9 protein-coding genes are annotated in these 12,764 nt (G+C 67.1%); 1 reads left to right on the top strand and 8 read right to left on the bottom strand.

Annotation, left to right across the window (positions count from 1 at the left end):
* Window positions 1–8 precede the first annotated feature (8 nt).
* The 7 genes from SY91_RS17500 to SY91_RS17470 form a co-directional block, all read right to left on the bottom strand.
* Window positions 9–1,154 carry a glycosyltransferase family 4 protein gene (locus SY91_RS17500; protein WP_185921284.1) on the bottom strand — a complete coding sequence of 382 codons (1,146 nt, stop codon included), beginning with the start codon at window positions 1,152–1,154 and terminating at the stop codon, window positions 9–11.
* Between the two features lie 51 nt (window positions 1,155–1,205).
* The gene (locus tag SY91_RS17495; protein WP_185921283.1) at window positions 1,206–2,156 is read right to left on the bottom strand and encodes a glycosyltransferase family 2 protein; all 951 of its coding nucleotides are present in this window, start codon (window positions 2,154–2,156) and stop codon (window positions 1,206–1,208) included.
* Between the two features lie 59 nt (window positions 2,157–2,215).
* Window positions 2,216–4,441: a polysaccharide biosynthesis tyrosine autokinase gene (locus SY91_RS17490; protein ID WP_034174887.1), complete on the bottom strand. Its 2,226-nt coding sequence runs from the start codon at window positions 4,439–4,441 to the stop codon at window positions 2,216–2,218.
* A gap of 50 nt (window positions 4,442–4,491) precedes the next feature.
* Entirely contained in the window at window positions 4,492–5,670 is a 1,179-nt protein-coding gene (locus tag SY91_RS17485; RefSeq protein WP_012338500.1) for a polysaccharide biosynthesis/export family protein, read from the bottom strand.
* Window positions 5,664–6,107 carry a low molecular weight protein-tyrosine-phosphatase gene (locus SY91_RS17480; RefSeq protein WP_011548197.1) on the bottom strand — a complete coding sequence of 148 codons (444 nt, stop codon included), beginning with the start codon at window positions 6,105–6,107 and terminating at the stop codon, window positions 5,664–5,666. The genes SY91_RS17485 and SY91_RS17480 overlap by 7 nt, the downstream gene beginning before the upstream one ends.
* A 30-nt stretch (window positions 6,108–6,137) precedes the next feature.
* Complete coding sequence (locus SY91_RS17475) at window positions 6,138–7,550, bottom strand: UDP-glucose dehydrogenase family protein (protein WP_006479486.1); 1,413 nt, start codon at window positions 7,548–7,550, stop codon at window positions 6,138–6,140.
* 74 nt (window positions 7,551–7,624) lie between these two features.
* Window positions 7,625–8,998 carry an undecaprenyl-phosphate glucose phosphotransferase gene (locus SY91_RS17470; RefSeq protein WP_027808973.1) on the bottom strand — a complete coding sequence of 458 codons (1,374 nt, stop codon included), beginning with the start codon at window positions 8,996–8,998 and terminating at the stop codon, window positions 7,625–7,627.
* Window positions 8,999–9,429: 431 nt separating this feature from the next.
* On the opposite strand from SY91_RS17470, the gene SY91_RS17465 reads away from it, so the two are divergent.
* Complete coding sequence (locus SY91_RS17465) at window positions 9,430–10,986, top strand: mannose-1-phosphate guanylyltransferase/mannose-6-phosphate isomerase (RefSeq protein ID WP_185921282.1); 1,557 nt, start codon at window positions 9,430–9,432, stop codon at window positions 10,984–10,986.
* Window positions 10,987–11,104: 118 nt separating this feature from the next.
* Here the strand turns inward: SY91_RS17465 and SY91_RS17460 are convergent, their stop codons facing one another.
* Entirely contained in the window at window positions 11,105–12,046 is a 942-nt protein-coding gene (locus tag SY91_RS17460; RefSeq protein ID WP_027812635.1) for an IS5/IS1182 family transposase, read from the bottom strand.
* Between the last annotated feature and the right edge of the window lie 718 nt (window positions 12,047–12,764).

Raw genomic sequence — 12,764 nt, 5'->3', positions numbered from 1 at the left:
ATCCGCGCTCACTGCGACGACGGACGCGAATCGGCGAGCGGCATCGCCATGCCTGCCGCCGCGGGCGTGCGGCGCCGGCGCAGCATGTCGCGCGTGATCCGCACGTGCTGCTCGGCGAACGCCTGCGTGGTCAGGTCGCGTTCGCGCAGGCACGCAGCCGCGGCCCGCGCGCAGTCGAGCGCCGCCGCCGGATCGGCGACGAAGCGGTCGGCGGCCTGGCGCATCGCCTGCGCGTCGAACGCCGGCACATAGGCAGCCGTATCGTGCGGGAAATAGTCGCTCAGGCCGCCCACGTCGGACACGATCATTGGCTTGCCGACGGCCGCCGCCTCGAGCATCACGGTGATGCCCGATGCATGGAAATTCGGCCGCAGCGGCACGACGATCACGTCGGCCCACACGTACAGCTCGTGCTGCTTCGCGAGCCCCGACGCCGGGCCGATCTTCACGTTCGGCGCATGCCACTCGCGCGGCACGCGGCGGCGCGTCGCGAGCCGCACCTCGTAGCGTGCGTCGCCGCCGAACGCGGCGAGGAACGTGCGCCAGTCGCGGTCGCGGTCGTTGCCGATCGCCGCGATCCGCAGCGGCCGGTTCGGTTGCCATTGCCGCGGCTCGACCGGCGGGAAATCCTGCGTGTTGAGCCCGTAATAGACGAATTCGGCTTCGCGCCCGAGATAGCGTCGGCACAGGTCGGCGTTGTCGCGGGCGAGCGTGGTCAGCGCGTCGGCGCGCGCGAGCAGCTTGCGGTACAGCCAGCGGCGCGGGCCGCCGAAGCTGCCCCACTTGTCGAACAGCCACACGCTCTGCGCAAGCAGCAGCGGGCGCTTGCCCTGCGCGCCGGCGAGCTTGAGGATCAGCGCGGCGGCCAGATGCTCCTGCTCGGTGTGCGTCCAGATCACGTCGGTATTGAGCAGCGCCGCGCGATTGCGCCACGCATGCACGACGTCGAAGCCGAGCGCCGCCTTCAGCGCGCGGCGCGCGACGCTCACGACGCGGTTCTCGCCGACGTCCTGCGAATAGGTCAACCGGAATTCGTCGGATTCGGCGTGGTGATAGCCGTACAGGCAGCCGATGTCGTCGCCCTTCCGGTAGGTACGCGGATCGGCGCCATAGAACAGATGGACGTGGACTTTGGTTGCAGCCTTCGTGGTCATGCGAGCCCTCCGGATGTGGCCGCGCGCGGTGCGCGCAGGCCGTTCAAGACGTCACCGGCGGCATCGCCGCACGGTGGGGGCAAGGTTGGTGCGACGGGCATCGCGGGCGCCGCGGCGCACCGCGCGCCAGTGCGCGAGCACGCGGGCGCGCCGCGCGGTCGGCAGCGCCAGCAGCAGGTGCGCGAAGCCCGGGTAGACGCGCGTGCCGACCAGCGCCCACCACCACCACGCGATCTCGCGCCGCAGCGGCGCCAGATGCTCGCGCAGGATCAGGTGCAGGTTGTGCGCGCCGTTGCTGATCGCGTTCAGCGACGCGGCATCGCGCCGGTCGTCGTCGAAGCGCTCGGCCGGAAAATGATCGACCGCGATCGCCGGGTCGTAGACGAGCTTCCAGCCTTCGCGCTGCACCTGCATGCTGAAGCCCATGTCGTTGTGCATCTGCGCGCCGGCGCCGCGCAGCCGCGTGTCGAAGCGCAGCCGTTCGATCGCCGCGCGGCGATAGCTCATGTTTGCGCCCTTGAGCATGTCGACTTCGCGCGCGCCGCCCACGCCGAGGTGATGATTGCCGATGATCTTGCCGGACAGCGTGAGCTGGCCGACGAGCTCGCGCGATTCGTCGAGCAGGCGGCCCTTCTCGTGCACCCAGTCGCGTCCGCCGACCGCGCCCACGCGCGGATCGGCCTGGAATACGGCTTCGATGCGCGCGAGCCAGTCGGGGCGCGGCGCCGCATCGTCGTCGGTGATCGCGACGATGTCGCCGTTCGCCGAGTCGAGCCCCTTGTTCAGCGCGGCGACCTGCCCTCCCACGTCGACCGGCACGATGCGCAGCGGCAGCGCGCCGCCGACCGCCGGATCGGCGAGTCGTTCGTGCGTGGCGTCGTCCTCCGGGCGCGCGACGACGATCACCTCGTCGGGCAGCCGCTGCTGCCGCTGCAGCGCCAGCAGGCAGCGCGCGAGGTCGGCGGGACGCCGGTAGGTCGGAACGAGCACGGAAATTTTCATCAAGGATTCTCCAGTCGGCCGGGCAGGCGCTCGCGCCGGCCCGGTGTCGTGAAATGCGGTCAAGCGCTCAGGTATTCGTGCACGGCCGCATAGCCGCGGCCGTAGCCGCGCGCCTTCGGCGGCACGCCATTGAAGATCCCGCCCTCCAGATCGACGCCCGCGGTACGCAAGCGCTTGATCGCGTCGGCGATCTCGCCTTCGGTATGCATGCCCGAGCGCAACACGAGGAACGTCGAGCCGGCCATGCGGCCGATGATGGTCGCGTCGGTCACCGCCAGCACCGGCGGCGAATCGATCAGCACGACGTCGTAGCGCTTGCCAAGCCCTTCGAGGTATTGCGGCAGGCGCGTCGACATCAGCAGCTCCGACGGGTTCGGCGGGCGCGTGCCGGCCGCGATGAACGACAGGCCCTGCACCGGCGTCTCGCGGACCGCTTCCTCGAGCGGCGACTGATCGCTCAGCAGCTCGGACAGGCCCGGCTGCACGGTGAGACCGAAATAGCGGTCGAGCATCCCGCGGCGCATGTCGGCGTCGATCAGCAGCACGCGCTTGCCCGAATGCGCGAGCAGCACCGCGAGGTTGACCGTCAGGAAGCTCTTGCCGATGCCCGGCGTCGGGCCGGTCAGCACGATCACGCGGTTCTTCGCGTCCATCATCGCGAACTGCATCGCGGTGCGCAGGCTGCGCATGCTCTCGACGCTGAGGTCCTTCGGACGCAGGCTCGCGAGGATCGGCCGCGCACGGCTGCCGCCCTTCTCCGCCGCCGCGTCGAGCTTCACCTGCTCGGCGCTTTGCGGCACCAGCCCGTACAGCGGCAGGTTGAACGCGCGCTCGATGCGGTCCGGGTCCTCGATGCCCTGGAACAGGTTGCGGCGCAGGAACACGACGCCCGTGCCGAGGATCAGCCCGAGGAACACGGCGGCCGACAGGATCAGCACCTTCTTCGGCTTGACCGGCGCGCCCGGACGCAGCGCCGAATCGATCAGGTGGATGTTGCCGCCCGTGCCGGCCTTCTGCACCGACAGTTCCTGCACGCGGTTCAGCAGCAGCACGTAGATGTCCTCGGCGACCTTCGCGTCGCGCTGGAGCTGGACCGCCTTCACCTCGGTCGCCGGCAGGCTGCGGAAGCGGTTGCTGAACTTGTCCTTCTCGCCCTGCAGCTCCGCGAGCTGCTGCTTCGCGGCGATCACCATCGGATGCGAATCGGTGAAGCGCTGCGCGAGCGACGCAAGCTGCAGCCGCTGCGCGGCGATCTGCTGTTCGTACTGCACGCTGCCTTCGAGGTAGACCTTCGCCTCGTCGCTCGCGTTGATCGAGCCCGACGTGCGCTGGTATTGCGTGAGCGCGGCTTCCGCGCGTTCGAGGTCGGCCTTCAGGCGCGGCTCCTCGCCCTTCAGGAAGTCGAGCATCTTGGTCGCTTCCGCCTGCTTCGCGACCACGTGCTGGTTCAGGTACGACTGCGCGAGCGCGTTCGCGATCGCGGCGGTCTGGTCCGGGTCCTTGCCTTCGAGCGAGATCTGCACGACGCCCGTCTGCTTGCCCTGCTCGCTCACCTGGATGCCGGCCTGGAAGCCGCTGATCGCGTCGAGATCGTTGTAGCGCACCACCGTGAACTGCGTGCCGGGACGCGCGACGAGCTTCTGCACGAGCAGCGTCACGCCGCCGCCCTGCGCCGATTCGCCGACGCGGCCCGCCAGCAGCCGCGTGCCGTTCTCGTCGACCAGCGAATAGGTGCCGTTCGGGCCGGCCGTCAGCGTCAGCTTCTTGCCTTCGAGCGCCGGCACGACGCTGATCGAGTCGACGTCGGCGACTTCGCCGCCCCACGCATACGACTTCAGGCCGAGCCACGGCCGCGACGGCTCGCCGGGCGTCGCGAGACGCGCGGCGAGGCTGCCGAGCACCGGCAGCGTCTTCGGCGCGACCGAGAAGTTCAGCTTGAACTGCTCGACGACCGGCGTGACGACGCCGCGGCTCTTGATGATCTCGATTTCCGCGTCGGTCGGTGCCTGCTGCGGGCCGCTGTTGATCGACGCGCCCGTCTGCGTCTGCGTGAGCGCCTGCGACGTGTTGTCGTTGCCCTCGACCCGCACGTGCACGTCCGCCTGGTAGACCGGCTTCGCGATGAAGCAGTAGAGGCCGGCGAGCGCGACGACCGTCACCGCGATGCCGAGCAGCAGCCAGATGTCGTCCATGATGACCTGGAGCAACTGGCCGAGGACGACGTCCTCTTCCTCGGTTTTCGCGGTCAGGTCCGCGTAGGAGTGTTTCGCTTGCGTGTTCACCATTCGTTCCCGCTTGAGTGGTGCCGGGGGGCGGGCGCCGCCCCGGCGGACTATCAGCGCGTGATTTGCCGCATGTAGAAGATCGTCTGGATCGTCGGCAGCACCTGCTGCAGCACACGGTTGAACTGCACCGAACCGGCCGTGCTGACGTAGACGACGTCGAGCGGTTGAAGCGGGAAGCGGCTCGACAGCATCAGCGCATCGGGCTGCGTCATGTCGAGGCGGTACACCTCGGGCTTCGTCGGGTTGTCGCGCATCCCGCGCATCACATAGATCTTGCGCGGGTTCGCGTCGGTGTCGAGAATCCCGCCGCCCGCGGTCAGCGCATCGGCGATGGTCAGCTTGCCCTTGAGCATCGGCACCGTGACCGGCGTCTTGACCTCGCCCATGATGAACACGCGGCTGTCGCTGCGGTCCGGCACGTTGACGATGTCGCCCGGCTGCAGCATCACGTTCTGCTTCACTTCGCCGCGATCGAGCACGCCGTTCGCGTCGAGCGTGTAGAGCTTGCCGTCGCGCGTCAGACGCACGCGCTGCAGGTCGGCCTCGGCGGTCGAACCGCCGGAACGCGAGATCGCGTCGACGAGCGTGAGCGGCACGTCGCTCACCGCGAGCGGGCCCGGCTGCTTGACCTCGCCCGTCACCTGCACCTTCTGGCTGCGGAACGACAGCACGCGCACGTCGAGCTGCGGATTCTTCACGTAGCGCGACAGGCTGGACGCCATCTCGTCGCGGATCTGCGCGACCGTCTTGCCCGCCACGCGGATGCGGCCGACGAACGGGAAGAAGATCGTGCCGTCGGCGGCGACCGTCTGGCCGTACGGATCGGCCTGGCCCGGCAGCGCGGTCGTATACGGCTGCTGCAGCGCGCCCGCGACCGATTGCGTCGTGTTGCCGCCGCTCGAGAACGACTGGCCCTGCGGCGTCGTCAGCTCCGGGTGGTCCCACACGGTGACGCCGAGGATGTCCTGCGGGCCGACGCGATACGTGTACTGCGACGGATCGGTATAGCGCCCGGGCGGCAGCGGATGATCGACCTGCGCTTTCTGCAGCTGGTCCATCACCACTTTGGCGTCGATGTAATGAACCGGATAGGTTTCGGCCGCTTCCTGCCGGCCTTCGTCCTTCAGGTTCGACGAGTCGAGGTAGTTGCCGGGCGCGGTTGCACAGGCTGACAGGAAAGTCGTCAGCGCGACGGCAAGCGCCACCGGGCGCATCGGGCGTTTCAGCATAGTTTCTGTAGCCATCCTTGAACCAGACGTTCGATCAGTGAGTAGCTCTCGCGGTAGTCGGCCTCGGGGCCGCCGTGCGGGTCCGCGATCTCGGCCCCTTCCCACTTGCCGAGCAGGTGAACCTTGCCGCGCGCGAACGGATCGACCGCTTCGACGGCCTTGATCTGTTCGCGCTCGCTGACGAGAATCAGGTCGGCGTCGCGCACGATCCGGCGCGACAGCCGCCGCGAGCGATGGGTCGTCGCATCGACACCCCGCTCGGCCAGCAGTCGCCGCATCACCGGATCGATGCCGTCGCCGTCGTTCGCGTGCACGCCGGCCGAATGAAACGTCGGGCGCGGGCCGCCGCGCGACGCGGCGTGCGACTTGAACAGCATTTCCGCCGCCGGGCTGCGGCAGACGTTCGCGTGGCAGACGATCAGGATGTTCCGGAACATGGCGTCTCGTAACGAGTGACGAAAAACGGGTTACGCGCTGGCGCGCGCGGCGCCCGGCACGCGAGCGGCGACCGCCTGGCGCGAGCCCGGCCGGCCGATCGGGTGGTACTCGATGCCCTGCTCGCTCATCGTCTCCGGCTCGTACAGGTTGCGGCCGTCGAAGATCACGGGCGTCTTCCACAGGCGGCCGAGCGCGACGAAGTCCGGGCTCTTGAACGCCTTCCATTCGGTGACGATCACGAGCGCGTCGGCGTCGCGCGCGGCTTGCGCCTCGTCGTCGACGAAGGAGAGGCGCTCGAGCCAGCTCGGGTGATCGGCGAGATCGAGCGCGATCACGCGGCGCGCTTCCTGCTGCGCGACCGGGTCGTACGCGGCGACGCGCGCGCCGCGCGACAGCAGCTCGGCGATCAGCTCACGGCTCGGCGCCTCGCGCATGTCGTCGGTGTTCGGCTTGAACGCCAGGCCCCACAGCGCGAACGTGCGGCCGCTCAGGTCCTCGCCGAAACGCGCGACGATCTTCTCGGCGAGCACGCGCTTTTGCGTCGCGTTGACCGACGACACGGCCTTCAGGATCTGCAGCGACTGACCGTGCTCGTCGGCCGTGCGGATCAGCGCCTCGACGTCCTTCGGGAAGCACGAGCCGCCGTAGCCGCAGCCGGCGTACAGGAAGTGGTAGCCGATGCGCGGATCGGAACCGATCCCGCGGCGCACGGCCTCGATGTCGGCGCCGAAGCGGTCGGCGAGGTTCGCCAGCTCGTTCATGAACGAGATACGCGTCGCGAGCATCGCGTTCGCCGCGTATTTCGTGAACTCGGCCGAGCGCACGTCCATGTACAGCGTGCGCTCGTGATTGCGGTTGAACGGCGCATAGAGCTTCTTCATCAGCTCGCGGGCGCGCTCGCCCGGCACGTCGTCGTCGCAGCCGATCACGATGCGGTCCGGCCGCGTGAAATCGTCGACGGCCGCGCCTTCCTTCAGGAATTCCGGATTCGACACGACCGAGAACATCTGGTCGCCGCCGCGCTTCGCGAGCTCCTCGGCGACCGCCGCGCGCACGCGCTCGGCCGTGCCGACCGGCACCGTCGACTTGTCGACGATCACCTTGAAGCCGGTCATGTAGCGGCCGATGTTGCGCGCCGCCGCGAGCACGTACTGCAGGTCGGCCGAGCCGTCCTCGTCGGGCGGCGTGCCGACCGCGATGAACTGCACGTCGCCGTGCGCGACCGCGGCCTCGATGTCGGTCGAGAAGCGCAGGCGGCCGGCCGAGCGGTTGCGCGCGATGACTTCCTTCAGGCCCGGCTCGTGGATCGGTACGCCGCCGTTGTTCAGGATATCGATCTTTGCCTGGTCGACGTCGAGACAGAACACGTCGTGCCCGATGTCGGCGAGACAGGCGCCGGTGACGAGCCCTACGTAACCGCTGCCGATGATAGTCAGATTCATGATGTGTCGGACCCCTTGACCAATGATTCGAAATTCGTAAAACCGGAATGCCCGCGTGACGCGGCGCGTCGGTGTCAGTACGCGTTGCTGCCGGTGAAGCCTTTCCACAGCGTCAGCACGACGATCTTGATGTCGAGCCAGAACGACCAGTTCTGCATGTAGTACAGGTCGAGCTTCACGCGGCCCATCATCTTCTCGATCTGGTCGGTCTCGCCGCGATAGCCGTTGATCTGCGCCCATCCGGTGATGCCGGGCTTGATCCGGTAGCGGAACATGTAGCCCTTGACCAGATCCTTGTAGATGTCGTCGTGCGCGAGCGCATGCGGGCGCGGCCCCACCACCGACATCTCGCCCTTCAGCACGTTGATGAACTGCGGCAGTTCGTCGAGGCTCGTGCGGCGCAGGAACCGGCCGACCGGCGTCACGCGCGAGTCGTTCCTGGTCGCCTGCGTGACCTGGCCGGCCACTTCCTGGTGCACCTTCATCGAGCGAAACTTGTAGATCTCGAACTCGTGCCCGTCGATGCCCTTGCGCTTCTGCCGAAAGAACACCGGCCCGCGCGAGGTCAGCTTGATCAGCGCCGCGATCAGCACCATCACCGGCGCGAGCGCGGTGAGCGCCGCCAGCGCGAACAGCCGGTCGAACACGAACTTCGGCAAGATCCGCACGTCGGTGATCGGCGACGCCGCGAGGTTGATCGCCGGCACGCCGAGCACCTCGACCACTTCCTGGTTGAAGAACGACAGCGTGCGCACGTCCGGAATGAAGCGGATGTTCACGAAGTCGTGGCGAAACACCGTCACGATCTGGTGAATCCGGCGCTCCTCCGTGATCGGCAGCGTGAGCCACAGCTCGCTGATCGCGCGGCTGCGCACCAGCCACACCAGCGATTCGAACTGCCGCTCGATCCGCACGTCGTCGAGCGCGACTTCGCCCGGCGCCTCGCTTTCGTCGTACACGCACACCGGATTGAAGCCGGCTTCCGGCCGCGCCCGCATCTGCGCGATCAGCCGCCGCGCCGCCGGCGTGCCGCCGACGATCGCCACCGCCTTCAGGTTGTAGCCGCCGCGGCGCAATTGCCGCAGCACGACGTGCACGCAGGCCTTCGAGCCGGCGAGCAGCACCGTCGTCGCGAGCGCCCAGTAACCCAGCCACAGCCGCGACAGGTCGCCCGACTGGTGAAAGCTGAAACTCATCAGGATGCCCGCGAGCTCGACCGCGAGCCACGCGAACACGACCCGCCCCATCAGCCCGACGAGGCGCTTGCCGCGCCACGACTGGTAGATGCCGAAGGCCGGAAAGAACACGACGACCAGCAGGCAGTCGAACAGCACCGTCGTGCGCTGCAGGTCGCTGAGCCCGATGCTGCCGCCGTGCAGCGCGGCCGCGATCAGCGCGCCCGTCACGACCATCGCGATATCGATGACTCTCGCCAGCACGCTCAACATGTCTGTTTCCTCTTCTTTGAACAGGCGTTTGCCGAACAGCGCCTTGTGCAGCCCGTGCCGCACATTCGAATCAAACGTTGCATGACGCTATTGAAGCGACAAGAAAATTCATCCTCAAGCGCACAAGTATTTCGAAAAATAATCGGAAATTCTTGCCGCGATCTTTTTTAATTAAATCGGCAGGTTTTCCCGAATGGGCGGGAAATGGAGATTTTTTATGAGTCGTTACGCCTTCCGCTCACCCTTTGCGGGCGGTCGCGTCCGGCCGGCGCCCGGAATTATTTTTTACTTTTTTATTTCCGGCCAATGCTACCGCGGAAAATTCTCCCGGATGAATGCGTGGCGGATATCCGCCATTGGGTCCGGTTTTATTGTCGATTTACTTCATGCTACAACGACAGGCACTGACTTCAACCGTGGAGAGTGTCATCATGAATGCTCCGGCAGTGGTCGCCGAAACGCGCCATTCTTCTTCCGCCGCACCCGCAGCTGGCACACCCGCAGCCGGTATGCCCGCCGTCGGCACACGTCTCGCCGTGCAGCCCGTGATTCTCGCCGGCGGTTCCGGCACGCGCCTGTGGCCGATGTCGCGCGAGCGTTTTCCGAAACAGCTGATCGGACTGCTCGGCGATCACTCGCTGCTGCAATCCACCGCGCTGCGCCTCGACGGCCTGACGGCCGACTACCCGCTGAACGACGACGTGCTGATCGTATGCGGCGAGGATCATCGCTTCACGACCGCCGAACAGCTGCGCCTGACGGCCAGGAACGCGACCATCATGCTCGAGCCGCTCGGCCGCGACACCGCGCCGGCGCTGACGCTCGCCGCGCTGCGACTCGTCGCGAACGGCACCGACGCGGTGATGACCGTGATGCCGGCCGACCATGCGGTCGCGGACCTGCCGCGCTTTCACGCGGCCGTCGCGGCCGGCGTGCACTGCGCGGCGCAAGGCAAGATCGCGACGATGGGCATCGTGCCCAAGCACGCGGAAACCGGCTACGGCTACATTCGCGTCGGCGCACCGCTCGGCGACGCCGGAACGGGCACCCTCGACGTGCGCCGCCTCGACCGTTTCGTCGAGAAGCCGCACCTCGAGCTCGCGCAGCAGTACGTCGCGTCGGGCGAATACTGGTGGAACAGCGGGATCTTCATCGTGCGCGCGTCGGTCTGGCTGAACGCGATCCGGCAGCTCGAACCGGCAATCTACGCGGCCTGCGAACAGGCCGTCGCACAGGGCAAGGAAGACGGCGATTTCTTCCGCGTCGATCGCGACGCATTCGCCGCGTCGCCGTCGAACTCGATCGACTACGCGGTGATGGAGCCGCTCGCGAGCCAGCCGCAACTGTGCGAAAGCGTCGTCGTGCCGCTCGACGCGGGCTGGTCCGACGTCGGCTCGTGGGACGCGATCTGGCAGATCTCGCCGAAGGACGAGAGCGGCAACGTCGGCCGCGGCCACGTGCTGTTCGAAGGCGCCGACTCGACGTTCGCGCATTCGGAAAGCCGGCTCGTCGCCTGCGTCGGCACGCAGAACCTGGTCGTCGTCGAAACGCCCGACGCCGTGCTCGTCGCGGATAAATCACGCGTGCAGGACGTGAAGAAGATCGTCGGGCACATCAAGGCGCGACAAGGCACCGAAGCGACCGATCACCGCAAGGTGCATCGTCCGTGGGGCCACTACGACTCGGTCGACACCGGCGAGCGCTTCCAGGTGAAGCGCATCGTCGTGAAGCCGGGCGCGCAACTGTCGCTGCAGATGCACCATCACCGCGCCGAACACTGGATCGTCGTGCGCGGCACGGCACGCATCACGCGCGGCGACGAAACGTTCCTGCTGTCCGAAAACGAATCGACGTACATTCCGCTCGGCGTCTCGCACCGCCTGGAGAACCCGGGCAAGATGCCGCTCGAGCTGATCGAAGTGCAGTCGGGTGCGTATCTCGGCGAGGACGACATCGTCCGCTTCGACGATACCTACGGCCGGCAGTAACGCGTCATGCGACAAAGGGCGCCGCTTCGACAGCGGCGCCCGGGCAGACATGGAGACACGGGATTTCCGCGCGGGCGTCGTGGCACACGACGGCCCGCGCGTTGCACGGCAACGGCGATCAGCCCACGCGGTACGCGTATTCGCGACGCTCCGACTGCACGGGATCGTTGCGGCTTTCCGACAACACGCCCGCGCGACGCTCGGCGATGAAGCGCTTGATGTCCGATTCCGCGCGCGCCAGCGCCGACAAACCGGCCAGCACCTCGCCTTGCGGCTCGCGCGCCGGCGCGTCGCTTGCACCGTGGCGATCGATCCACTGGCGTGCCCACTCGAGCGCGTACTGCTCCGCTGCCTCGGCGTCGGTGAAGCGCGGGCCGATCAGGCCCGAGCGTTCGACGCGCCGGTCGTCCTGCGAGATCTCGGCCCACGCGCGATACATCAGGTTCTGCACGGGCTGTGCGATGCCGCTGATCGTATAGCCGCGATACTCGTCGACCTGCGGCTCGGCCGCGGCGAAGCTCGCCGCCGACGCGCGCGCATGGCGCAGCTCCGCGGCCGGCGCGCCGGGCACCGCGAACGACACGTCGGCGCGGCCGTCCACCTGGTCGGCCGACAGCGTGCTCAACGACGCGCCTTCGCCCTCCCAAACGTTTGCCTGCGCAACCGGCAATTGCCACGACTCGGGGTTCTGCCAGAACACGCCGCGCAGACGGTCGTTGTCGGGCACCGGTTCCGCACGGCGAGCCGGCACGACCGCCTCCGGCGGCGGCGGAATATACGCGAACGTGCGCCCGCTGAACTGGGTCAGCACGTCGATCATCTTCAGCAGCGTGCCGTTCGCGAGCCACTCCTCGTAGCGACGACGGCACGTCGGCCCGGACGGATAGCGGCCGGGCAGCTTTGACCAGGCTTCCCCGGTCGTCAGGATCCACAGCACCGCGTTGGCGACGACACGCGGTTCGGCGCGTGGACGCCCGCGACGGTTCAGCCGGATGGGTTCATCGGCGATCAGCGCTGAAAGGCGAAACCACTCTTCATCGTTAAGCTCATCGAAGAACATAGTCGATCTCTCCACGCAGCCAGGCCGGGGCTGCGATTGGCGGCGCCGTCGCGACACTTCGCGTCGCGGGGCGGCCAGGTTGCACATTATGGTTATCCGGCGTTGTGCATACCGGGCGACACCGCACTTTCTCGGTGCCGCGATTCCCGGCAATGGCGCACAAATCGCGGTCTCACTCCAATGTGGGAATTTTTGTGCACGAAGCATACCATCCCTAGGGTTTATCTCAATATGACAATGACTTAATGTTACGCACTGAAACAACCTGCCATGGGCGGGCAAACCATTTATGCTTGAATTTTTTTGCGAGATCTTTATGCCGATGACTGCAAAGGCCCGTCCAGCGGGGCTCCGCAGCGTCTGAGGAATGCGCTTAAGCAGGCGGTTTCGGGCTGCTCCGGCCCCTGCCGGCGACACCACCCGGAATAGCCTCCGAAAATCGGTAAATCAGGGGAAAATTCGTAACAAGATATTCACGAATCGGTAAATCGTTCAAATTGAGCTGAATCAAATTATCTTCATGCACAATCTCTTTATTGTTTCCCTGCGAGTGATGAAAACACGCTGACGCAGCGTGCCCAATGTGTCCCCGCATGCAAATCCGTCACGCTTGTTACAACTTCGCGGCGAGCGCCACGCGGCCGCGCCGCAGGGCGTGGGGCGCGGGTTTCTTCGGGTCGGAACGGAAAAGCGCAAGCCCGCGTGCGTGGCACGCGGT

This window comes from Burkholderia cenocepacia, assembly GCF_014211915.1.
Lineage (GTDB): Bacteria > Pseudomonadota > Gammaproteobacteria > Burkholderiales > Burkholderiaceae > Burkholderia > Burkholderia orbicola.
The sequence above is the reverse complement of the archived record's forward strand: the minus strand, read 5'-3'. Positions and strand labels throughout refer to the sequence as shown.

Bases quoted from the DNA above. Each gene is read 5' to 3' on its own strand.
- SY91_RS17500 (WP_185921284.1), bottom strand. From the start codon at position 1,154: ATGACCACGAAGGCTGCAACCAAAGTCCACGTCCATCTGTTCTATGGC.
- SY91_RS17495 (WP_185921283.1), bottom strand. From the start codon at position 2,156: ATGAAAATTTCCGTGCTCGTTCCGACCTACCGGCGTCCCGCCGACCTC.
- SY91_RS17490 (WP_034174887.1), bottom strand. From the start codon at position 4,441: ATGGTGAACACGCAAGCGAAACACTCCTACGCGGACCTGACCGCGAAA.
- SY91_RS17485 (WP_012338500.1), bottom strand. From the start codon at position 5,670: ATGCTGAAACGCCCGATGCGCCCGGTGGCGCTTGCCGTCGCGCTGACG.
- SY91_RS17480 (WP_011548197.1), bottom strand. From the start codon at position 6,107: ATGTTCCGGAACATCCTGATCGTCTGCCACGCGAACGTCTGCCGCAGC.
- SY91_RS17475 (WP_006479486.1), bottom strand. From the start codon at position 7,550: ATGAATCTGACTATCATCGGCAGCGGTTACGTAGGGCTCGTCACCGGC.
- SY91_RS17470 (WP_027808973.1), bottom strand. From the start codon at position 8,998: ATGTTGAGCGTGCTGGCGAGAGTCATCGATATCGCGATGGTCGTGACG.
- SY91_RS17465 (WP_185921282.1), top strand. From the start codon at position 9,430: ATGAATGCTCCGGCAGTGGTCGCCGAAACGCGCCATTCTTCTTCCGCC.
- SY91_RS17460 (WP_027812635.1), bottom strand. From the start codon at position 12,046: ATGTTCTTCGATGAGCTTAACGATGAAGAGTGGTTTCGCCTTTCAGCG.